Below are 21,981 nucleotides of genomic sequence, written 5' to 3'. Positions count from 1 at the left end.
CGCTGGAGGGCGGTTCGAGTACCCGCCGACACGGCCGTGAAACGACAGCGGCAACGACAGCGCCTGCGCCGGGCGCGACCACGCGGCGACGTGGGCCGGACGCCTGCGCGCACGCCCGGTCCCCTGCGGGGATCCCATGCAGGACCCCTACACGGAACGGGGTCTACACGGAACGGCGTCGCGGATCGGTGGCCTCGATGCCCGGCTGTCGTTGGTCCTCTGCGGCCCTGTCGTCGATGGCGTAGTCGATCAGCGGCCTGATCGTGACCACGCCCTCCACTCCCCTGGCGAGCCGTTCGGCGATCTGGGCGGTGCTGTGGTTCTCGACCTCGCCGCGCAGCGTGACGACACCGTCGTGGACCTGGACCTGTACCTCGTCTCCGCCCAGCCGCAACATCCCTTTCAGCACGTCGGCACGTATCTCCTCGCGGATCTCCTCGTCGGGGCGCAGGTAGACGTGGAGCAGGTCCGAGCGGCTGACGATGCCGGTGATGTGGTCGGCCTCGTCCACGACCAGCAGCCGCTTGACCCGGTGGCGGTCCATCTCGCGGGCCGCCTGCGCGACCGTCCAGTCGGCGTGAGCGGTGACGACGGGGGTGGTCATCAGCCCGGCGGCGTTCTCCGCGCGTGCCTTGGCCTTCTCTCGGGGCCATCCGGGCGGAGCCGCCTGCCCACCGGCGGGCTGTTCGGCCTGCTTACGGAGCAAGTCGGCTTCGGACACGACCCCCATCGGCGCACCATGCGCGTCGGCCACAGGCACGGCGCTGATGCCGTGGCTGGACAGGACCGAGGTGATCTCCTTGAACGGGGTGTCCGGGCGGACGGTGACGACATCGCGCGTCATCACCTCGCTGACCGTGCTGTGCTGGGTAGTCATCGTCGCGGCTCCTTCCTGCCTGCGCATAGCGCAGCGGACGACGGTTCACCCCCACCTTCCACTGTGCTCCTTTGTGCTCCTTCTGCGTCCGGTCGCTTCCGTGATCCGAAGACTCACCAGGTCACCTATGGCCGGCCTGCCGGAAGCCAACAGGGATTCGACAGCCCTCGCCGCCCCGGCCACCGCTTCGTGGTCCCAGACGTCCGCCTGCAGCAGAGGAATCAAGAAGGGATGGACGAACGCATCACTGTCGACTCCGTAGAGCGGATACTCAGCCTTTCCCTTTTCGAGCCCGGCCCTCTGCCACCTCGGCCTACCCAGAACCGCCACCGCGATCACGCCGGGAGTCTGTCCGGGCCATACGCACACACTGGAGGTGGCAGGCCAGGACACGCAGGTCAGCATGGAAGGCCACTACGACCGACGCGAGCACCACGGCCTCCCACGGCCTCCACGAACGGCACCAGTCTCCGCTCCGCTACTTCACGCCCGCCGGCAGCGTGATGGTGCCCTCGAATGTCCCCTCGTTCGACTCGGTCACGTCGTAGCTGTAACGAATGCTCTGCCTGCCGTAGGGGATGCTGAAGGCGAACCGGAAGATGTGCGCCTTGATCCGGTACGTCGACGCATCGAGGACGACCGACTCCATGACGCGTTCCACGGCGATCCGGCTCTCGGGTGCAGTGACTCCCGCCGCACGCAGCTTCTCCAGGGTCGGATTCAGCTCGCGCCGCGCCTTCTTGAGGACGCCCAGCTCCCGTACGGCAGGCAACTTGGCCGAGGACACGCGGACCTGGAGCTCGACCTGCCCGGCCGTCTTGATGAGGGAGATGCCACCGCCGGCTCCCCCGTCCCTGGCGTACCCCTCGAACGCGTCGAGCGCTGCGATCGGGTCCTCCACCTTGTTCGCGATCTCCGGATCGGTGAGGGAGCCATGCTTCCAGGCGGCGCCGGACCCGCCCTGCTTGACGTACCCCGTGTCACCGACGACGAAGATCTCTTCGGGCTTGCCCGTCCCCTTGGCGTAGATGGTCCCGGTGGAGTGGAGCGCCCTCGGCTCCCCCATCGCCCGCCGTACCGTGGCCTTGTAGACCGCGGCGTTCTCCTCTCCCTGCAAGACGAGCTTTTCGCTCCCCCTCACGTTGAACGTCCAGCCCTTCTCCCCTGCCATCGCCTCCTTGGCCGCCACGAGGAACTCCTCGGCCGTCCTGGGCTTCACGGGTGCCGTCTGCTCGCTCTCCTCAGCTCCCCGCGTTCCCTCGCCGGCCTTGGACTCTGCCGGCCTCGCCGGACCCCCGACGTCCACCGCCCCGCCGCCGGAGCACCCGGCCAACGCAACGGAAAGAAGCAACTGGAAGGGGACCGTCAGCGCGGCCACAGAGACACGGGATTTCATGCACACACTCCTTGGACATCACAAAGCGGCCCGGTTATACAGCAGCGCCGGCTACACAGGCCATTGGGTGGACAAATAGCCGCAAACATCAGGTACCGCGCGCGCAGTACCAACAGCGGCAGACTCTGGAGGAGGTACTGGCCGGACGCCTGGTGGTCGACCCGCTCACGCTGCCCATGTGTTCGCCCACCACGGACGGCGCCGCCGCAGTAGCGCTGCACTCGGAGTCGTACGCGCGCCGACACGGCAGGGGCAGGTGTGAGATCCGCGCGACCTGCCTGACCACCGGACAGGGCGAGGGGTCGGCGCCCGTGACCGTCGGCGCACTGGCCGCGTACGAGGACGCCTGCATCGGCCCCGAGGATCTGCACCTGCTGGAACTGCACGATGCCGCAGCCCCGGCGGAGATCCTCCAGTACGCCGAGGCCGACCGGCCCGAGGAAGGGGCAGACTGCCTGCCCGCTCCGGAGCCACGGCCCTGGGCGGGCGGCTGCCGGTGAACGTCAGCGGCGGGCTGATGAGCCGAAGCCATCCCATCGGCGCCACGGGATGCGCGCAACTCGTGGAGCTCTACGGCCAGTTGCTGGGCAGGGCAGGCGGACGGCAGGTCGACGGGACACGGGCGCCATGGCGGTCAACGCAGGCGGATGGCTCGCGGGCGCCTACGCGGCCGCCGTGGCCACCGTTCTGGTCGGGGTGGGGTAGCGGATGGACATCTCCCCCGGCAGCGCCGGCGCGGTGGAACGCGGGACCGTGTTCCATGAACGCGCGGCGGACGGCGTGGTCCTGGTCACCTTGAACAGGCGGGACAACGGCACTGACGCGGCCCCCGAGTTGGCGCGTGACCTGCTCGCGGCCCTCACCGAACCCAGCATTCACGGCGCTGCGTAGAAGGAGTCTTAACGATGGTCATCCGCGTCGGCCGTCGTGTTCGCATCGAGTCCTACGCCCGGGCCAGGACAAGGCGAGCCGGACGGTCATTGGTGTCATTCGGTGGCGCCGACGGGGTTGTGTCTGGCGACGATGAGGGGGTCCTGCGCTGTGAAGGGGAACTGAGGCAGTTCCCGCTCCGAGATGCCGAAGGTACCGGCCAGCACCTCACGGGAGAACGCCGTCGCGGTCGCCCGGTAGCCGACATCGCCAGGTGTGGGCTGGTCGAAGAAGATGAGGAAGTGGAAGCCGCCCTCGTCCAGGACCTCGATATGGTGCGGGTAGGCGCGCGGCACGAAGTACACATCGCCCGGGCCGAGTTCGTACTCGCCGAGGGTGACGTCGGGTGCCAGTACCCGCATGCGTGCTCGCCCCTTGGCCACGTAGCCCATTTCGGCGGTGACCGGATGCCAGTGAGGTTCCCGCATCCCGTCTTCCTTGATCTGCAGGGAATACATCGAGATGTCGTCGAGAGCTGCCCAGAACTGCTTGCGCGCCAGGTTCGCTGAACCGTACGCGTACGACAGAGGCGCGCGCTGACCTTGGACGTCGAAGAGACGGGCGTTCGGCAGTTTCTGGGTGGGATCGACCGTGATGCTGCCCCGACGGGCGAAGATCTGCTCCGCGGGAGCCCGCTCGAAAGCGACGAATGCCGTACTCGGCAGGTCGTAGGTGTTGCCGAGCACCGGGTTGGTCATGGCCGACAGGCTGTCGCGCAGGGAGAAGTGCTGGGGCCGCTCGTTCCGCAGAGCGATGATGATTTCGGCATCCGCGGAGCCCAGGTTCTCGATGTGGTAAACCGCACCGGATTCCACGTGATACATCTGTCCTTCGCCGACCACGAAGGAGGCGAACTCTCCCCCACTGGCCAGCAAGGAGACCAGCACCTCGCCGCTGACGACGTAAGCCAACTGGTTCGCATTGACGTTCCACTGCGGTTCACGAATCGCCCCGGGCGCGAGGACCACACGCTTGATGGACAGTCGACTGAGGATGGGCAGGTTCTGCCCATCGACGACGCGGATACTGCCAAGGTCGCTCTGAAATGCCGCTTCGGCCTCGGTAAGGGACACCCAATATGGCGAGCCTGTCGACATTGCTCTCCTCGCTCGTCTGCCGGAAGGAACACTCCCCGAGGCCCGAACCGAACTTCGCACAGGCCAGGGACAGCAGAAAGCCATGGATGGCATCCGGGTGACACGAAACGGATCCGTGCTTGCATCGAGCGCGGTCGGGCTGCCGTTGTACGGGGATCGTGAGAACGGCGGCGTGGGGGGGGCGGCGGAGTAGCAGGGCGTGGGTGCGCACTCCGGAGCACGTGCGGCCGGTCCACGACGTCGACTACGACCAAGTCATCACCGAACTGCTTCGGAACTCGTCTCGTTCGGGCGGCGGCTTCGATCCCGACTACTCATCGCCGATCGATGCACCGGCGGAAATTCCCTCGCACCGTAGCCGAACCTGGCTGAGACTCGCCTCATGGATGACATGGGGGAGTTCCGGGACGCGGTCACCGCGTGGGCGGCGGGTGGTCTCGGCGACCCCGCGCACGAACTGGCCGCGCGGCTGTCCGTCCGGGCGGCTGTCCTGCTCGAAGGACCGAGCGACGTTGCGGCGGTCAACGCGCTGACAGAGAGCCGCGGCCGGAACCTGGCGGCCGAAGGGGTCTGCGTCCTGTCGATCGGTGGGGCGATGAGCGTCGGGCGTTATGCCCAGCTCCTCGGTTCACCCGGCCTGGGCCTCCGCCTCACCGGACTGTGCGACGAGGCGGAGCGTCCCTACTACGCCCGCGGCTTCGAACGGGCCAGTGCGGCACAGCAGGGCTTCTTCGTCTGCGCGGCGGATCTGGAAGACGAGCTCATCCGTGCGTTGGGCGTGACACGGGTTGAGGAGCTCGTCCGGGCGGAAGGCGACCTGCGCGCCCTGCAGACCTTCCTGCGCCAGCCCGCACAGCAGGGCCGCGCCCCACAGCAGCAGTTCAGGCGCTTCTTCGGAACGAAGAAGGGGCGCAAGATCCACTATGGGCGTGTTCTCGTCGAGGCTCTTGACCCCGACCGCGTTCCAGCCCCACTCGACGGCCTGCTCTCCAGCCTCTGACCACTGGGCGACATCGATCCCGGCAGAAACGACGCCCATCCCGGCCCCGGCTCTTCTCGCACTCGCGATCTCGGCCTGCATCGGTATTACCGAGTTCGTGATGATGGGCCTGCTCCCCAACGTCGCCGACGACGGGTTCGGGCGGCTGGAGTTCTTCTACGGGACGAGGCTTTGCCGACCCCAGTCCAGGCGGTCGGCCAGACCGGCAGCGGTGAAGGCGGCCTCCAACTCGTCGCGGCCTTCGGTGAAATGGGCCCAGCTGTCGTAGTGGACGGGGACCACGCGGCGGGCGCCGAGGATCTGGCCGGCCTCGGCGGCCTGGGCGCTGTTCAGGACGAGCGGCTGGTTGTCGAAGAGGACGGCGATGCGGGGAGCGCCGGCGAAGAGGAGGGCGGTGTCGATGGGGGCGAGGCGGTCGGCGATCTCCCGGACCGCATCGAGCGAGGCATTGTCACCGCTGACGTAGACGGTGGGCAGGCCCTCGCCGGTCAGCACGAACCCGACCACCTCGCCGGTTACCGGCTCGACCTCCTCGCGAGCGCCGGGGCCGTGAACGGCGGGCACACCGGTCACGGTGATCGCGCCGCCGTCGGGGCGGTCCAGTTCGACGGACTCCCAGTCGGCCAGGCCCTTGACCTTCTCCCCCAGCATGTCGCCCAGACGGTCGCCGCCGCCGGGCGTGGTCAGGGTGAGGGGAACGCCGGCGAGCAGGGCCCGGCCGGAGGTGTCGAGGTTGTCGGCGTGCTCGTCGTGCGAGAGCAGGACCACGTCGATGCGGCCGAGGTCGGCGGGGGTGCAGGTGGAGGGGGCGGTCTTGGTGAGGCCCGGGCGGCCGGGCCGGCCGTAGTCGCCGGGGCCGTCGAAGGTCGGATCGGTCAGGAACCGCAGGCCGCCGTACTCGAAGAGAGCGGTGGGGCCGCCGACGGCACGGACCGGGAACGGGTTGGACGTCGCGGGAAGAGAAGACACAGAAACCTCACGGATAGACATCGTCGAACCGTGATAGGACGGTAGCCGCTCCTCACGGATGCACGCAAGCCGTACCATGAGAAGCGTGAAGGAGCCCGTGATCGAACAGCCCAGCCCGCCTCCCGCACAGGGCGAGGAAGACCACCTCTCTCTCGCCCTGACCAACAGCGCGATCGCGCTGCCCGGCGGTCACACGGTCGATCTCCTGGGTACTCCCGCGCAGACGAACCACTGGCTGACGGAACGCGGTCTCGCCCCCGTCGACGCCGGCATGCGGGAGATGTGCGCGACACAACTGCGCTCGCTGCGCGAGCAGATCAGGTCGTTGTTCGCCTCCCGCACCGAAGGCCTGCCCGCCCTCCCCGCCGCGGTCAGGGCCGTCAACGACGCGATGACCCGCGTCCCCACCGCCCCGCTGCTGCAGTGGGACGACAAGACCGGCCCCTACCGAGCCACCCCCACCCCACCACCGCAATCGTGGACCATGCCCTGGCCACCCTCGCCGCCGATGCCGCCGACCTGCTCACCGGCCCCGACGCGGACCGCCTCACCGCCTGCGGCTCGCCCCCTTGCAACCGCTACCTACTCCGCTACGGCCGCCGCCACTGGTGCTCCACCCGCTGCGGCGACCGCGCCCGAGCCGCCCGCGCCTACGCCCGCCGCACCACCTCCCCATGACGCGGCGGGCGCAGTCGCGGGCGCCTCCGGGGCGCGCAGCGACCGCAGGGCCCCGGCGGTCGTGCACCGGTCCTCACGCGGTGAACTTTTAGCTTGTCGTGTGCAAGTCACTACAGCTTGAGCCCAAGACCTTGCCGAGATCATTACGCCTGCCTACTTTGTGTCGCGGTCCGCCGTCCGACCGGACGGCGGCTTCCTGCTGCTTTCCCCGCAAAGGAGCAACGCGCGATGCGATTCAGACGCCTGTGGGCCGTGGCTGCCACCGTGCTGTGCGCGCTGGCCGGCCTGTTCCTCGGCCCGGGCCAGCCGGCCGCCGCGGCCACCTCCGGACCGACCCTGGCCGCGGCACCCAACTTCAAGGCCCCCTACGCTTGCGGCCAAAAGTGGACCTACAGCCATCACTCGGCCGAGGTCCGCCGGGCGCTGGACTTCGTCCGCGCCGACGGGGGCACCACCAGCGGCACCCCGGTCCTGGCCTCGGCGGCGGGCACCGCCTATCGCTACTACGAGGCGAACGGCGCAGGCAACTACATCTCCATCGAGCACGGCGGCGGCTGGCGGACCTACTACTTCCATCTGTCCGCCTTCAGCGTCCCCAACGGCGCCTCCGTTGCACAGGGCCAGCAGATCGGAACCACCGGGAGCACCGGCAACTCCAGCGGGGCGCACATCCACTACGAGCAGCTGTACAACGGTGTCGGGCAGAACATCCTCATCAACGGCAGCACGCTCGCCTACCCCGGCAGCTACAACCAGTACTTCCTCACCAGCGACAACGCCTGCGGCGGCAGCGGTACGCCGTTCATGACGTGGGGCAGCGGCGTCCGGGTGCGCAGCGACGCCCGCCTGAGCGCGCCGGTGGTGACCACGCTCAACGGCCCCACCAGCGTGCGGGTTCTTTGCCAGAAGCAGGGCGACACGGTGAACGCCGAGGGCTACTCCAACAACTGGTGGAGCAAGCTGCGGGACCAGAACGGCTTCATCAGCAACATCTACATCGACCACCCGGCGTCCCAGCTCCCCGGCGTCCCCCTCTGCTGACCGAACTCCCGGCCGGCCGGCCCGAACACTCGTGTTCGGGCCGGTCCCACACCCTGGTGGTGCAAGCCGACAGGAGCCGCCCTGAGCGACGGGACTCATCTACATGGAACCTCCCGCATCTTGCCATGCTAGGGACAACTCACACGCTCCAGGATCGAAGGACTCCTGCCTGGCGATACCGGGAGGGCATGGAGCAGACGAGCTGCAATCGCCTGCGGGTTGAGGCGTTCGGACCGCTCCGCGCGTATGCCGGGGAGCGGGAGCTCACTCTCGGCCCACCTACACCGACCCCGGACGCAGCTTCACCGTCTCCGCGTGGGTCTACCTCGACACCCAGAAGCCCGACGTCTTCGCCACCGCGGTCAGCCAGGACGCCGGCGCCAGAAGCGGCTTCTTCCCCCAGTACTCGGGCGCCGACCGCCACTGGGCGTTCTCCGTTCCGGGCGCCCGCAGCCAGTCCACCAGCGCGCCCGAACTACGCGGCTGGACCCACCTGGTCGGCGTCTACGTCGCGAAGAGCCGCCAACTCCGGCTCTACGTGGACGGAAAGTACCAGAGCAGCAAGATCGCACCGCAGCCCGTCACGGCAAGCGGACCCCTCGTCATCAGCCGGGCCACCTTCGAGGGACAGCCGGCGGATCTTTCCCCCCGGCGCCATCAAGAACGTCCAGATCTTCGACAGTGCCCTGACTTCCGCTCAGGTCGAAGCCCTGAAGGGGTGATCTCCTTCCGGCCCGACACGTGCTCCTCCACCTGTCCGGTGTGGCCGTCTGTCTCTCGGGGCGGGCTATGAGCTGGTCGGTTGCGCGGGCCGTACCGCGGCACTGGGTTCGTGGATGCCGCTACGGCGAGTCGGCCACCGGTGGTGGCGCTCAGCAGCCATCGAGCTTCTGCGGGCCCGCATCCTCACACCGCGTTGATCAGGGTGTGCGTGAGGTGGTACAGGCGCAGTGCGTCGGCCTGGTCGAACGCCGGGCCCTTCAAGGGCAGTTGGCGCGTGACGCGATAGGCGGTGAGGCGTTCGCCTGGTGGTTCGTCCAGGAGACAGGCCATCGGCCCGACGGCCTTCGTCACGGAAGCGGCGAGCAGGGTGAAGGACGCCTTGGTGAGGGCGCGGAGCGGTTGTGGAAGGTGGTCGGGCATGCCGGTGGACACCACGCCCGGGTTGTAGCCGACATAGCGGATCGGGGTGTCGGCATGAAGGGCGGCAAAGGCCACGCCGAGCAGGTCGTTGGCACGGAAGGACTGCAGCGTGGCCTTGAAGCCGCTGTAGCGGCACGCTAGTTGCAGATCGTCCCAGTGGATCTGGCCCAGGGGGACACCGGGAGTTGCCACGTTCATGATGACCGGCTGTGGCGCGGACTCCAGCGCCTTGCGCAGGCCGTGACTGAGGACGTAGCGGCTCAGGTAGGCGAGGGCGAAGTTGTACTCGAAGCCCTCGCGGGTAAGGGTGCGGGAGCCGAAGAGCCGGTACCGCTGGGCGCACAGGACGAGTTTGTCCACCGAGGAACAGGTGCTCTTGATCGTGGCAACCAGGTCCCGGGCCGCCGCGACCGACGTCAGGTCGGCCTGCAGGAAGACCGCGCGGTCACCGGCCGAGAAGGTCGCCGCCTGGGCCAGAAGGGCCTCACCCTTGGCGGGCGTGCTGCCCACGGCGAGCACGCGCGCTCCTTTGCGCAGGTAGTGCAGTGCGAGCCCTTTTCCGAGCCCGTCGGTTCCTCCGGTGATGACCACAGTCTGCATCTCTGGCTCTCCTTTCCTCCGAGCTGCGCGGCGAAGGGCGGTGCGCCACCCCGGAACAGTATCCGGATATCCGATATCCGCTTCTGTGGGGACCGTAGCACGAACCGGATATGCTTCATCCAGTTGAGAATCGGTCAGGTCACCGGAAGGGCAGTCCCATGGGCAGACAGGGGGACGGCGAGGAACCTGCTGCGGCAGGGGCACGTCCGCTGAGGCGGGACGCCGAACACAATCGCCGGCGCATCCTCCAAGCCGGGCGCGAGGTCTTCGCCATACGCGGACTGCGGGCCACGCTCAATGACGTCGCACACCACGCCGGGCTCGGAGTCGGCACGGTCTACCGGAAGTTCCCCGACAAGCAGGCGCTCGCGGAGGCCGTCTTCACCGAAGAGCTCGACGAGATCGCAGCAATGGCACACAAAGCCCTGGCCGAGGACGACGGCTTCGCGGCTCTTGCCGGCTTCCTTGAGAGAGCCCTGGGGCAGGCCGCGCACAACCGTGGGCTGCGCGAGTTGATGCGCCACGGCACCATCGAGGGCACCGGCCTCGCCCGAGCGCGGCGGGAGATCACGTCGCACTGCGAGGCTCTCGTGGCACGGGCCCGCGCTCAAGGTGCGCTGCGCGACGGGGTCACCGAGACCGACGTCGCACCGATCGCCGCGATGATCGACGCCGTCATGGCCCTGCCAGGCGAACATCCCTCCGATCTGTGGCGACGCTATCTGGCGATCATTCTCGACGGGCTCCGCGCCCAGCCACGCCAGACACCGTTGCCCAGTCCTGGCAGCGTCGGCTGAACTCGGCGTTCACTAAATTGCTGACAGAACCTTGAAAGCGGCCACCCGGTTATGTTTTCCGCGGTCCTGCAAGAGGGCCGCTGGCCTCCGGGCCCGGCATGACTTTTGCCCCCTGTCGAAGTCGATGACCCGGGGGGTGGTGTCACCGGGCCCGGGAGGTGCCGTCGGAGACGCTGATGAGAGGTCCGGCCGCCACCAGGTCCGGCGCAATGCCGGACAGCTCGCGGATGGCAGGTCTGCATAACGTGGATGCGCGAGTACGACACCACTGCCAAGGCTGGCACATTCGACTTCCCTGGGAACGGCGCGATGTTCGACACCGAAGACGTGGGCGTGTTCCTCGGCCTGGACGTCGGCAAGAGCAACCATCACGGCCACGGGCTGACCCCGGCTGGGAAGAAGGTCTTCGACAAGCAGCTGCCGAACAGCGAGCCGAAGCTGCGGGCCGTCTTCGACAAGCTGACCGCGAAGTTCGGCACCGTCCTGGTGATCGTGGACCAGCCCGCCTCGATCGGCGCTCTCCCCCTGACCGTGGCCCGGGACGCGGGCTGCCAGGTCGCCTATCTGCCCGGCCTGGCCATGCGGCGGATCGCCGACCTCTACCCGGGCGAGGCCAAGACCGACGCGAAGGACGCCGCGGTCATCGCCGACGCCGCCCGGACCATGCCTCACACCCTGCGCTCGCTGGAACTGACAGACGAGATCACCGCGGAGCTGACCGTGCTCGTCGGATTCGACCAGGACCTCGCCGCCGAGGCCACCCGCACATCCAACCGGATACGCGGCCTGCTCACCCAGTTCCACCCGTCGCTGGAGCGCGTCCTGGGCCCTCGCCTCGACCACCAGGCCGTTACCTGGCTCCTGGAGCGTCACGGCTCCCCGGCCGCCCTGCGCAAAGCCGGCCGCCGCAGACTCGTCGAACTGGTCCGGCCCAAGGCGCCGCGCATGGCCCAGCGGATGATCGACGACATCTTCGACGCACTGGACGAACAGACCGTCGTCGTGCCCGGCACCGGCACCCTCGACATCGTCGTGCCCTCCCTGGCCGCCTCGCTCGCCGCCGTCCACACCCAGCGCCGGGCCCTGGAAGCCCAGATCAACGCCCTGCTGGAGGCCCACCCTCTTTCCCCGGTCCTGATGTCGATGCCCGGCGTCGGCGTCAGGACCCCGCCGCCGTCCTGCTGGTCACCGTCGGCGACGGCACCGGCTTCCCCACCGCCGCCCACCTCGCCTCCTACGCCGGACTCGCCCCGACCACCAAGTCGTCAGGCACCTCGATCCACGGCGAACACGCACCCCGGGGCGGAAACCGGCAGCTCAAACGCGCCATGTTCCTCTCCGCCTTCGCCTGCATGAACGCCGATCCGGCCTCGCGCACCTACTACGACCGCCAGCGAGGCCGCGGGAAAACCCACACGTCCTGTTCGCCATGCTCCGAGACGGCACCTTCTACGAACCCCGCATCCCCGAGGGGGTCGAACTCGCCGCATGACCCCCACAAGCCAAACCATCCCAAACCGAACCTGGGCGCCTTGACAAAAGACATAGAGGCACCCCCCTGCTCAGCGGTACTCCCCACCCACAGAGCACCTGACCTGCGATCGTCCGGACGTTCCGCCCGGCACTTGGCACCTTTTGCCGACGCCGTCGACAACAAGGCGCGTCAGTGGTGGTGGCCGTGCCGGCCGAGGGTCTCCACGGGGGTCGCGCCGGGGCGGGTCCACTGCGGCACGGGGCGGCTGGTCGGGCCCCAGGTGGCGTTCCTGCCCGCGTCCGAGCGCCAGGACCAGCACGGGCTGCCGCCTTCGGGCCGACCCTCGGGGTTGTCCTCCCACGCCTCGCCGCGGCCGTAGGGTGTCATGTCGAGCAGGCCGAGGGACCCATTGACCCGCTCGTTGCCACGGCCCGTCGTGGAGTAGGTGAGGAACACGCGGTCGCCGTCGCGCAGGGAGCAGGTGAGGTAACCCATGCTGCCGCCGGCCGGCGCGTCCACGTCGCGCACCGAGTACCAGGGCTGGGTGTAGCCCATGAACTCGACGTAGGAGGCCACCTCGTCCCAACGGCCCGTGGTCAGGATGGCGAACGAGACGCCGCGGGCGTTGAGGTAGACGGCGTCCTTCAGGTGCCAGGCCGTGGTGGTGCAGCCCTCGCACTGCCCCTGGTGCGGCGCGCCGTCCGCCGTCGTGCCACGTCGTCGGCGCCGTCGTCGCCGTCTCGTGCCACATGTGCTTATAGACCACACGAGCTCGTCGCGGCCCTGGAACAGGTCCAGGAACGGGACCGGGCCGTCGGGTCCGACGACCTCGACCGTCCCGTCGAGCTCCACCATCGGCAGTCGGCGGCGGGCCGCGGCTAGGGCGTCGCCCTCGCGGGTGTGGGCCTTCTCGCGGACCAGTAGCTCGTCACAGGCGGTCTGCCAGGTGGCCAGGTCGACGACGGGCGGGCGGCCGGGCAGCGCGGTGGTCGGATCGTTCGGCGTGGTCGTCATGGCGTCCTCCGTGGTGTCTCGTGCCGGGCAGCGTCCTACGACGATCAACAGAACAGACTCGCGACCCGGCCGAAACTCATCGCAGCGGAGCGCCCTCGGCCGAGCCCGCTGACCCCGTCGGCCTCACGGGTTCACAGACGCGCTCGTCGGCGTCGCCGTCTCAGCCACCTCTTGATCCCGCCCGTTGATCCCCGCCCCAGGCGGATCACCCGCGTCCCTGGACAGGTCGAGCGCCGTCGTCGCTCTGTTCCGCGGCGCTTCTGTCCCAAGTCTTGACCCGCTGGGCGGGGAGGTGCAGTCTCTCGGTAATGCGCATTAGGTAATACGCATTAACGACGCCGGCGCCGTCGACAGCGCCGGGCCCGGCCCGGAGGAGAGAAGCCACTGTGGAACCCAGGAAGCGGCCCGGACGTACGCCCGCTCCGGCCGGACGTACGTCACGGCCCCGGCAGGCCGAGGTGGCCCGGCTCGCGGGGGTGTCACAGGCGACCGTGTCCCTGGTGCTCTCCCCGAAGCCCGACGGCAAGGGACCCGTCATCTCCGAGGAGACCCGCCGGCGGGTCCTGGAGGCGGCCCGCAGCCTCGGCTACGTGCCCGACCCGGCCGCCCGACGGCTGGCCGCCGCCCGCAACAACCTCCTCGGCGTCTTCAGCTTCACCGCCACGTTCCCCACCGATGTGCAGCACTCGTACTACCCCTTCCTGGTCGGCGTGGAGCGCGAGGCGGCGGCGCTCGGCTACGACCTGGTGCTGTTCACCGGGTCGAGCACCGGTGGCGCGGGGGCCGCGGGGCCCGACGCCCTGAGCCGGGTCCGGCTCGCCGACGGCTGTCTCTTCATCGGCCGGCACACGCCCCGGGCGGAGCTCAAGCGGCTGGTCGAGGACGGCTTCCCGGTCGTGCACCTGGGCCGCCGCGAGGAGTTGGAGGGCGTGGCATGGGTGGGCGCGGACTATGTCGAGGCAACACGTGACGTCGTGGGCCGTCTCGCCGAGTTGGGGCATCGACGGATCGTTCTTGTCCGTGAGGACGACGACGCGCCTGCCTCGACGGACCGTCAGCGCGGCTTCCTGGAAGGGCTGGAAGAGGCAGGACTGCCCTCCGGGCCGACTACCGTCTTCCGGGCCGCTGATCCGCAGCGGGAGCTCACGCCCGAACGGCTGCGTACCTGGGCCGACGAAGGGGTGACGGCCTTCGTCGCGGAGGAGACCGACACCGGGGCGGCCTGGCGAGGCCTGCTCTCCGCCGTGCGTGCGGCGGGCCTCGACTGTCCTGAGGACGTGTCTCTCGCCCTGCTCGGCAGCCCGCCCGCCGATCTGGCGAGCGAGCCCGTACCGACCGGATTCGACATCCCCCGGCCGCAGTTGGGCGCCGCGGCCGTGCGTCTGCTGGCCGCGCTCGTCGCGGGCGAGGAGGCGCGCGAGCCGCTCGTCAGCTGTGTCTTCCGCCCGGGCCCGACGACCGGGCCGCCGCGTGCCCGCCCCTGAGCACGGTCCACAGGGACCTCACCCCCGATGAACCTGATCCAGCCGACCCCGATCAGCAGCAAGGAGAAGCGTGATACCCGAAGCAGACATCCTCGTCGTGGGCGGCGGCCTCGGTGGCGTGGCCGCCGCACTCGCCGCCTGCCGGGCAGGACGCAGCGTCGTGCTCACCGAGGAGACGGACTGGATCGGCGGCCAGCTCACCAGCCAGGCCGTGCCGCCCGACGAGCACCCGTGGGTGGAGCAGTTCGGCACGACCGGCTCGTACCGGCGGCTGCGTGAGGAGATCCGGCGGTACTACCGGCTCTGGTACCCGCTGCGGGCCGAGGCCATGGCGCTCACCGAGCTCAATCCCGGAGCGGGCCGTGTCAGCAAGCTCTGCCACGAGCCGAGGGTCGCCCTCACCGTCCTGGAGGGCATGCTCGCGCCCCACCGAGCGGCGGGCCGGCTGACGGTACTCACCGAGCACCGGCCGGTCTCCGCCGAGTCCGACAACGATGTCGTACGGTCGGTGACCCTGAAGGACATGCGAGACGGAACGCGTCGCACCCTCACCGCGCGCTACGTCCTGGACGCCACCGAGACGGGCGAACTCCTCCACCTCGCGGGCGTCGAGCACGCGAACGGCGCCGAGGCACGCGCCGAGTTCGACGAGCCGCACGCCCCGGACGAGGCTCAACCCCACAACCAGCAGGGCATCACGGTCTGCTTCGCACTCTCCCACCACGAGGGCGAGGACCATACGATCGACCGCCCGCAGGACTACGACTTCTGGCGCACCTACCAGCCCTCGTTCTGGCCCGGCCCGCTGCTCGGCTTCGAGGCGCCCGACCCCCGCACGCTGGAGCCGGTGCCGCGGACCTTCGTACCGAATCCCGATCTCGACCCGATCGGCGTCTCCGCCGACCAGAGCACCGACGCCGGCGACAAGGAACTGTGGGGCTTTCGCCGTGTTCTCGCACGCAAGTTGCACAAACCGGGCGCCTTCGACTCCGACATCACACTCGTCAACTGGCCGCTCAACGACTACTGGCTCAAGCCGTACATCGGCCAGAAGGCCGAAGCGCTGCACGAGGCACGGCAGTTGTCTCTGTCACTGCTGTACTGGCTGCAGACCGAGGCACCGCGCCCGGACGGCGGCACCGGCTTCCCGGGCCTGCGGATCCGCCCGGACGTGACGGGCACGACGGACGGCCTGGCCAAGGCGGCGTACGTCCGCGAGTCCCGCCGCATCAAGGCCGTCACCACGGTCACCGAGCACGACGTGGCGATCGACCTGGTCGGCCCGTACGGCGGCACGCGGCACCGGGACTCCGTCGGCGTGGGCGCGTACCGCATCGATCTGCACCCCTCGACCGGCGGCGACAACTACATCGACATCGGCTCGGTGCCCTTCGAGATCCCCCTCGGGGCGCTGGTGCCGCGGCGGGTCCGCAACCTGCTGCCCGCGGGCAAGAACCTCGGCACGACCCACATCACCAACGGCTGTTACCGGCTCCACCCGGTGGAGTGGAACGTCGGCGAGGTCGCCGGCGCACTGGCTGCCCACTGCCTGGCCGAGGACGTCGAGCCGCACCAGGTCCAGGCCGAGGACAAACGGTTCGAGGAGTTCGCGCGGCTGCTCGACCGCGACGGAGTGCAACGCCACTGGCCGGACGTACGCGGCTACTGAACGACCCACGTGTACGGGAGTTGCGGGCGGGGCGGCTTCACACCTGTCCCGCCCGGCGACTCCCGAGCGAACCGATCCAGCCCAAGGAGGTGCCCGGACTTGGCCTCCTCCCCGCTGTGAACGACGGGGATTCCTTCCCTCGCGGGTCGGGCTTTCTGCTTCACGGCCCGTTGCCGCCTGGGGTTACCAGCGAAGGGACGGTGTGCCGCCCACGGTCTTACACGCGCTCCACAGACCTGACTTACCGCCGGCCCGGCGGTAGACCCCGCAGCTTGGTTGTCACCACCGGGCGCGACCGAGAGTGGCCCAATACGGACTCTGCGTGTCCAGTGGTGTTCGGATGCGCTTCCTCCCCGGCCTGAATACCGGGGTTTCGACGCAAGGAGTTTTGGATGAACACACCCCGCATCCGCGTCGGCATCGATGTGGGCGGAACCTTCACCGACGCCGTGGCCGTGGACGCCACGACCCTCGAACTCCTGGGGCAGGTCAAGGTCCCCACCAGCCACCATCACGAGGACGGCGTCGCACACGGCATCGTCGAGGCGCTCGACCGGCTCCTGGAGCAGACCGGCTGCGCCCCGGCCGACGTCGCCTTCCTGGCGCACGGCACGACCCAGGCCACCAACGCCCTCCTGGAGGGCGACGTGGCGACCGTCGGACTGATCGGCATCGGGACCGGCCCCTCAGCGGTGTTCACCCGCCGCCTCGCCACGTTCGGCAAGCTCGAACTCGCCCCCGGCAAAAGGCTCCCGCTGACCTACGCGCATGTCTCCGACCCTCAGGACACGTCAGCCGTCCGCCGCGCCGTCGAGCAGCTGAAGGACGAAGGCGCGTCGGTCCTCGTCGCCAGCCAGCCGTTCAGCGTCGACCGCCCCGAGGGCGAGCAGGCTGTTCTGGACGCGGCACGGCCATACGGACTGCCGATGACCGCCGCGCACGAGATCACCTCGCTGTACGGGCTGCACAAGCGGACCCGCACCGCCGTGGTCAACGCGGCGATCCTGCCCCGCATGCTGGCCACCGCCGACCTCGTCGACGCCTCCATCACCAAGGCGGGCGTGACCGCGCCGCTGATGGTGATGCGCTGCGACGGCGGCGTGATGGCGCTCGACGAGATGCGCCACCGGCCGCTCCTGACGGTCCTGTCGGGACCGGCTGCCGGAGTCGCGGGCGCGCTGATGCAGGAGCGGGTGAGCGAGGGCGCGTTCCTGGAGACCGGCGGCACTTCGACCGACATCAGCGTCGTACGCCGCGGCAAGGTCGCTGTCCGGCACGCCACCATCCTCGGCAGGACCTCGTATCTGAGCGCGCTCGACGTGCGCACGGTCGGCGTCGGCGGCGGCTCCATGGTACGGATCGGCGAAGGCCGGGTGACGGGCGTGGGACCGCGCAGCGCCCACATCGCGGGACTGCCGTACGCCTGCTTCGCCCCACCCGAGCAGTTGCGCGACGCCAAGGTGGACACCATCCGGCCCATGGACGGCGATCCCGCCGACTACGCCGTGATCGACGCGGCGGGCGGGCGGTTCGCCATCACCATGACATGCGCCGCCAATGCCCTCGGCCGCGTCCCCCAGGGCGACTTCGCCCGCTGTGTCCCGGAGGCCGCCCGTGCTGCGATCGCGCCGCTGGCCGCCGTGCTCGGCACCGACGTCACGACCGCGGCCACGCGGATCCTCGACGCGGGCATCGCCCAAGTGAAGGCGGTGGTGGACGCCATGATCAGCGACTACCGCCTCGACAAGGACACGGCCGTCCTCGTCGGCGGAGGCGGCGGCGCCGCATCCGTCACCCCGCACCTCGCTCACACCAGCGGCATGGAGGGCCGTATCGCCCGCCACAACGAGGTCATCAGCCCCATCGGCGTCGCCCTCGCGCTCGTACGGGAACAGGTCGAGCGGATCGTGCCCGGCGCCACGCAGGAGCAGATCCTCGCCGTCCGCGCCGAGGCGGAGCGGGCGGTCGTCGCCCAGGGCGCGGCCGCAGAAGGCGTCGAGGTCGAAGTCACCGTCGACCCGCAGACCAACACCGTGCGTGCGGTCGCGACCGGCGCCACCGAACTGCGCACCCAGGACCGGTCCCACCGCGCCGACGACACCGAGCGACTCCGTGCCGCAGCGGCCAGTCTCAGGACCGACCCCGCGGCGGTCCACGTCCTGGCGGGCACCGCTGCCCACACCGTCTACGGCACGCGGACGCGCCGCCGCCTGCGGCCGGCCCGCCGACCCGTCCGGATCGTCGACATGGACGGCGTCGTACGCCACCACGCCGCCGACGCCCGCGTGGAGACCACCACCGTGGCCGGCGCCCCGGAGGTGCTCGCCCGGCTGGTGGGCGAGTCCACCTCGTACGGCGACGGCGGGGTACGCGCTCCCGCCCTGCGGCTGCTGCTCGGCTCCCGCATCGCCGACCTGTCCGGCGTCCTCGATCCGGGACCCCTGCTCGCGCTGGCCCACAGCGAGTTGCGGGCCCGCGCGGCCGACGAACCGGTGGTCGCGGTCCTGGAGGTGCGGTCGTGACGGCCACGGAACACGAACTCGCCGATCTGGACAGCGAGTTGGGGGAATCAGATCCGGCGTCCGTCGACGACATCGAATGGGCCGTCCGGCTGCTGGCCGCCACACCCACCCACGAGGGCCGTGATCCGTGGTTGCTGCGCCAATGGGCCCGGAGGGCCGACGAGTTCGGATCCCGGCTCGCCCCCGTCCCGTCCACGGCACGCGTGGTCGAGCGGGACGGCGGCCTGGAGCGGATGCTGCTCGCCCGCTACACGTCACGGCCCCCGACGGTCGAGCTCTACACCGACACGCTCGACCTCGCCGAGGAGTTGGTCGACGCCCGCGGCTGGCATGCCTGGTACCCGCCGGGCTCGGTGCGCGCGGCCGCGCTCGCCCACGAGGCCGTGCACGCCCACCTCCACCACGGCCCGGCCAAGGCCGCGCTCAAACAGGCACTCGACCACACCGTGCTGCGCCTCGGACGCCACCGCGTGTCCGGCCATGTCGCGGGTGCCGAAGAGGTCGCCGCCCACGCCTACGCCAGAACCGTCTGCGGGCTCGGCCGCAGCCCCCTGCTCCTCACCGCCGCGCTGCGCGCGGCGCTCACCCGGCCCGGAAGAGAGAACTGACCCATGGGCGTCGTCATCCTCCTCGTCATGGCCGCCGGCGTCGGCCTGATGCTCACCCGCAGACTCCCCACCGCCTTCGCGCTGGTGCTGCTCGCCGTCGTCATCGCCTTCCTCGCCGGAGCACCGCTCACCGGCGAGAACAGCGTGCTGGACACCGTTCTCCAGGAAGGCGCGCCGGCCCTGGCCGCCACCATGATCGCGATCGTTCTGGGCTCCTGGCTGGGCAAGCTCCTCGACGAGACCGGTATCGCGGGCACACTCGTCCGCAAAATCGTCGAGTTCGGCGGTGACCGCCCGACCGTGGTGGCCCTCGGCGTCCTCGCCGTGTCCGCACTCGTCGGAACGGTGACCGGCTCGGCACCCGCCGCCATGCTCGCCGGCATCATCGGCATCCCCGCCATGATCGCCGTCGGCGTGCCCAAGGTGACCGCCGCGGGCACGGTGCTGATGGGCATCGCCGTGGGCATCCCCTTCGAACTGCCGGTGTGGCAGTTCTTCTCCACCACGCTGAACCTGCCGATCCCGACCGTGCGCGGCTTCATGGTGAAGCTCTTCCCGTTCGCCCTGGTCGCCGCCCTCGCCTACGTCCTCGTCGAGACACGGCGGCGTGGCACCGAACACGCCTGGTCGCTCAAGTCCGTCGACGCCCCCGACGCGAAGCCTCGTTCACGCCGCGCGGACCTGGGCGACGCCCCCTGGTACGCGCTGCTCGCCCCCGCCGTCCCGCTCGTCCTCGCCCTGGGCTTCGAACTGGCCATCATCCCCTCGCTGTTGGCGGGCGTCCTGTACGCGCTGGCCACCACGACCCGGCCCGGCGACATGAACAAGCGGCTGCTGCGCACCCTGTACGGCGGCTTCGAGGTGGCCGCCCCGCCGATCGCCCTGTTCGTCGCCATCGGCATCCTGCTCGCGGCCGTGAAGCTGCCCGGTGCCGTGGACGCACTGGAACCGCTCGTCAAGGCCGTCAGCCCGCAGAACGCCATTGTGTTCGTCCTCGTCTTCACACTCCTCGTCCCGCTGTGCCTCTACCGCGGCCCCCTCAACGTGTTCGGGCTCGGCGCGGGCATCGCCGGCGTCCTCATCGCCACCGGCATCTACCCCGCGGCCGTCGTCCTCGGCATGGCCACCTCGTACAACCAGGTCTTCGGCGTCGCCGACCCCACCAGCACACAGACCGTGTGGAGCGCCCAGTACGCGGGCGTCACTCCCCAACACGTCATGGTGCGCACCCTGCCGTACGTCTGGGCGGTCGCCCTCGGCGGCCTGTGCGTCACCGCCGCCACCTACCTCTGAGCCCACCTCTGAGCAGACCTCTGAGCCGACAGCCCTGTCCGGACCTGCGTGAGCCGCAAACCTTCTGTCATTGGAGCCCCCATGCACGAGCACCACCTCGACCGGCGTCTCTTCCTACGCGCCGGCGCCGCAACCGGAGCCGCTCTCACCGTCGGGACGGCCGTGGGTGCGCAGCCCGCGGCCGCGGCGCCCGGCGGATTCCCCGACTACACCTACGTCCGCACCCTTCTGACGGCGTCCCGGCTGAAGTACAACCCCACAGGCGAGATCATCTTCCCCTGCGTCCGGGGCGTCTACGACAAGCTGAGCTCCCCCCTCGGCCGCTACTACCTGTACTACGCGCCGCACGACGCGCCCGGTGGAATCTGCCTGGCATACGGCAACTCACTGGCGGGTCCGTTCACGGAGTACCCCTCGAACCCGATCGTCTCCAACAAGTGGTCACCGCACTACTCCGTCACCCATGTCTCGTCGCCCCACGTGCTGTGGAACCAGGACGCCAGGGAGTTCTGGCTGTATTTCCACGGAGAGAACACCACGACTCGCCTCGCCCGCTCGGCCGACGGGATCCACTTCACATACGACAAGGTCGTGCTGTCGACATCCATGCTCCCGGCAGGCACCAAGGAGACGTCGTACGCCCGGGTCTTCCGCCACGACCTGCCCTCACGCGGCGCCCGCTACGTGATGGTCTTCATGCTCAACAACACCACCAACCACCGTGACATCCACTGGGGTTGGTCCGCCGACGGCCGCACGTGGACCTATGACCAGCAGCCGCTGATCCGGCACGGCGACGTCGGCGCCGTCAACGTCGGCGGTCCGCATCTCCTCCACCGCAACAACAGCACCTACGTCGTCTACAACAAGGACAAGGGAAGCGGCGGCGACATCATGATCACCGAAGTCGGCAACGACTTCAGTGAGCGCAACCACCTCGGCGTCTTCTACGACTCGCGCAGCGCGGCTCCGGAGAACGGCCGCGCCGCGGCGCCTTCCTTCGGCACCGACGGTGGCGTCCCGTACATGATCTACGAGGCGGGAGAGAGGCTCGCGGGGGCCATCGCGGTGGCCCGGGGCTGACCCGGCAGGTCGACTCCCCGGTGATGACCGGAACTCGTCACCGGGGGGAGAGACCCGAGGACCTACGCCTCATCGGGTCCTGGCCGCCCTGGCCGCGCCCCTGGTGGCCGAGCGGCGTGCCGCTCAGCAAGGCTCCGGCTCTGGCTCTGGCTCTGGTCCGCGACGACCACTGAGCGCACCCCCACAGCGTGCCGGTGGATGGCCCCTGCGGTACATCCGAACGGCGTACAGCTAGGTCAGGACGGACGGCGTCCTGATCGCCAAGCCGTAACCACCTGGGCTTCCGCGTCGCCCGGCGATACCGCC

19 protein-coding genes and 3 pseudogenes are annotated in these 21,981 nt (G+C 69.7%); 15 read left to right on the top strand and 7 right to left on the bottom strand.

Translation table 11 applies throughout. The annotated features are described in order from the left end of the window. Positions 1–163 precede the first annotated feature (163 nt). The 3 genes from E0500_RS23485 to E0500_RS23475 form a co-directional block, all read right to left on the bottom strand. A complete protein-coding gene (locus E0500_RS23485; protein WP_131568484.1) occupies positions 164–877 on the bottom strand; it encodes a CBS domain-containing protein in 714 nt (237 codons plus the stop codon). A gap of 45 nt (positions 878–922) precedes the next feature. Then, positions 923–1,216 carry a hypothetical protein gene (locus E0500_RS23480; protein ID WP_131568486.1) on the bottom strand — a complete coding sequence of 98 codons (294 nt, stop codon included), beginning with the start codon at positions 1,214–1,216 and terminating at the stop codon, positions 923–925. Between the two features lie 139 nt (positions 1,217–1,355). After that, positions 1,356–2,273 carry a hypothetical protein gene (locus E0500_RS23475; RefSeq protein ID WP_131568488.1) on the bottom strand — a complete coding sequence of 306 codons (918 nt, stop codon included), beginning with the start codon at positions 2,271–2,273 and terminating at the stop codon, positions 1,356–1,358. Positions 2,274–2,425: 152 nt separating this feature from the next. Here E0500_RS23475 and E0500_RS23470 point away from each other — a divergent pair, with 152 nt between their 5' ends. Genes E0500_RS23470 through E0500_RS23465 form a run of 3 tightly spaced genes read left to right on the top strand, consistent with a single transcriptional unit; the run spans position 2,426 to position 3,164 of the window. Continuing rightward, positions 2,426–2,773 carry a hypothetical protein gene (locus E0500_RS23470; RefSeq protein ID WP_181587105.1) on the top strand — a complete coding sequence of 116 codons (348 nt, stop codon included), beginning with the start codon at positions 2,426–2,428 and terminating at the stop codon, positions 2,771–2,773. Continuing rightward, positions 2,725–3,072, top strand: coding sequence for a thiolase C-terminal domain-containing protein (locus E0500_RS45490; protein WP_399120245.1), 348 nt, complete (start codon positions 2,725–2,727; stop codon positions 3,070–3,072). The genes E0500_RS23470 and E0500_RS45490 overlap by 49 nt, the downstream gene beginning before the upstream one ends. Beyond that, complete coding sequence (locus E0500_RS23465) at positions 2,982–3,164, top strand: hypothetical protein (RefSeq protein ID WP_131568490.1); 183 nt, start codon at positions 2,982–2,984, stop codon at positions 3,162–3,164. The genes E0500_RS45490 and E0500_RS23465 overlap by 91 nt, the downstream gene beginning before the upstream one ends. 95 nt (positions 3,165–3,259) lie before the next feature. On the opposite strand, the gene E0500_RS23460 is transcribed toward E0500_RS23465, so the two are convergent. After that, complete coding sequence (locus E0500_RS23460; protein WP_131568492.1) at positions 3,260–4,300, bottom strand: cupin domain-containing protein; 1,041 nt, start codon at positions 4,298–4,300, stop codon at positions 3,260–3,262. Between the two features lie 382 nt (positions 4,301–4,682). Between E0500_RS23460 and E0500_RS23455 the strand changes: the two genes are divergently transcribed. After that, on the top strand, positions 4,683–5,300 hold the full coding sequence (locus tag E0500_RS23455; RefSeq protein WP_131568494.1) for a TOPRIM nucleotidyl transferase/hydrolase domain-containing protein: 618 nt from the start codon (positions 4,683–4,685) through the stop codon (positions 5,298–5,300). A gap of 156 nt (positions 5,301–5,456) precedes the next feature. Here the strand turns inward: E0500_RS23455 and E0500_RS23450 are convergent, their stop codons facing one another. Continuing rightward, positions 5,457–6,269 carry an MBL fold metallo-hydrolase gene (locus E0500_RS23450; protein WP_309505127.1) on the bottom strand — a complete coding sequence of 271 codons (813 nt, stop codon included), beginning with the start codon at positions 6,267–6,269 and terminating at the stop codon, positions 5,457–5,459. A 76-nt stretch (positions 6,270–6,345) separates the two neighbouring features. On the opposite strand from E0500_RS23450, the pseudogene E0500_RS23445 reads away from it, so the two are divergent. From E0500_RS23445 to E0500_RS45485, 3 genes and pseudogenes are all read left to right on the top strand, one after another. Beyond that, a pseudogene (locus tag E0500_RS23445) lies at positions 6,346–6,947 on the top strand (CGNR zinc finger domain-containing protein). Positions 6,948–7,175: 228 nt separating this feature from the next. Beyond that, on the top strand, positions 7,176–7,988 hold the full coding sequence (locus E0500_RS23440) for a M23 family metallopeptidase (protein WP_131559184.1): 813 nt from the start codon (positions 7,176–7,178) through the stop codon (positions 7,986–7,988). Positions 7,989–8,337: 349 nt separating this feature from the next. Beyond that, a pseudogene (locus E0500_RS45485) lies at positions 8,338–8,781 on the top strand (LamG-like jellyroll fold domain-containing protein); the annotation flags it as partial. 113 nt (positions 8,782–8,894) lie between these two features. Here E0500_RS45485 and E0500_RS23430 read toward each other — a convergent pair. Continuing rightward, positions 8,895–9,731: an SDR family NAD(P)-dependent oxidoreductase gene (locus E0500_RS23430; protein WP_131559186.1), complete on the bottom strand. Its 837-nt coding sequence runs from the start codon at positions 9,729–9,731 to the stop codon at positions 8,895–8,897. A 158-nt stretch (positions 9,732–9,889) separates the two neighbouring features. Between E0500_RS23430 and E0500_RS23425 the strand changes: the two genes are divergently transcribed. Both E0500_RS23425 and E0500_RS23420 read left to right on the top strand, forming a co-directional pair. After that, entirely contained in the window at positions 9,890–10,528 is a 639-nt protein-coding gene (locus E0500_RS23425; RefSeq protein ID WP_131559188.1) for a TetR/AcrR family transcriptional regulator, read from the top strand. Between the two features lie 309 nt (positions 10,529–10,837). Continuing rightward, positions 10,838–12,020, top strand: a pseudogene (locus E0500_RS23420) (IS110 family transposase). A gap of 171 nt (positions 12,021–12,191) precedes the next feature. Here the strand turns inward: E0500_RS23420 and E0500_RS23415 are convergent. Then, entirely contained in the window at positions 12,192–13,016 is an 825-nt protein-coding gene (locus tag E0500_RS23415; RefSeq protein WP_131559189.1) for a DUF899 family protein, read from the bottom strand. Between the two features lie 386 nt (positions 13,017–13,402). Between E0500_RS23415 and E0500_RS23410 the strand changes: the two genes are divergently transcribed. The 6 genes from E0500_RS23410 to E0500_RS23385 all read left to right on the top strand — a co-directional run bounded on the left by E0500_RS23410 (position 13,403) and on the right by E0500_RS23385 (position 21,675). Then, positions 13,403–14,500 carry a LacI family DNA-binding transcriptional regulator gene (locus tag E0500_RS23410; RefSeq protein WP_309505126.1) on the top strand — a complete coding sequence of 366 codons (1,098 nt, stop codon included), beginning with the start codon at positions 13,403–13,405 and terminating at the stop codon, positions 14,498–14,500. Between the two features lie 70 nt (positions 14,501–14,570). Next, positions 14,571–16,169: an FAD-dependent oxidoreductase gene (locus E0500_RS23405; RefSeq protein WP_131559191.1), complete on the top strand. Its 1,599-nt coding sequence runs from the start codon at positions 14,571–14,573 to the stop codon at positions 16,167–16,169. Positions 16,170–16,561: 392 nt separating this feature from the next. Continuing rightward, the gene (locus E0500_RS23400) at positions 16,562–18,691 is read left to right on the top strand and encodes a hydantoinase/oxoprolinase family protein (protein ID WP_131559193.1); all 2,130 of its coding nucleotides are present in this window, start codon (positions 16,562–16,564) and stop codon (positions 18,689–18,691) included. Positions 18,692–18,717: 26 nt separating this feature from the next. Further along, positions 18,718–19,299, top strand: coding sequence for a hypothetical protein (locus E0500_RS23395; RefSeq protein WP_131559270.1), 582 nt, complete (start codon positions 18,718–18,720; stop codon positions 19,297–19,299). Positions 19,300–19,302: 3 nt separating this feature from the next. Beyond that, positions 19,303–20,592: a TRAP transporter large permease subunit gene (locus E0500_RS23390; protein WP_131559195.1), complete on the top strand. Its 1,290-nt coding sequence runs from the start codon at positions 19,303–19,305 to the stop codon at positions 20,590–20,592. A gap of 81 nt (positions 20,593–20,673) precedes the next feature. After that, entirely contained in the window at positions 20,674–21,675 is a 1,002-nt protein-coding gene (locus E0500_RS23385) for a hypothetical protein (protein ID WP_131559197.1), read from the top strand. The last annotated feature ends 306 nt before the right edge of the window (positions 21,676–21,981 follow it).

This window comes from Streptomyces sp. KM273126 (assembly GCF_004337435.2).
Taxonomy (GTDB): Bacteria; Actinomycetota; Actinomycetes; order Streptomycetales; family Streptomycetaceae; genus Streptomyces; species Streptomyces acidicola.
Note: the sequence above shows the minus strand (reverse complement) of the source record. Positions and strands in the feature narration are given on the sequence as shown.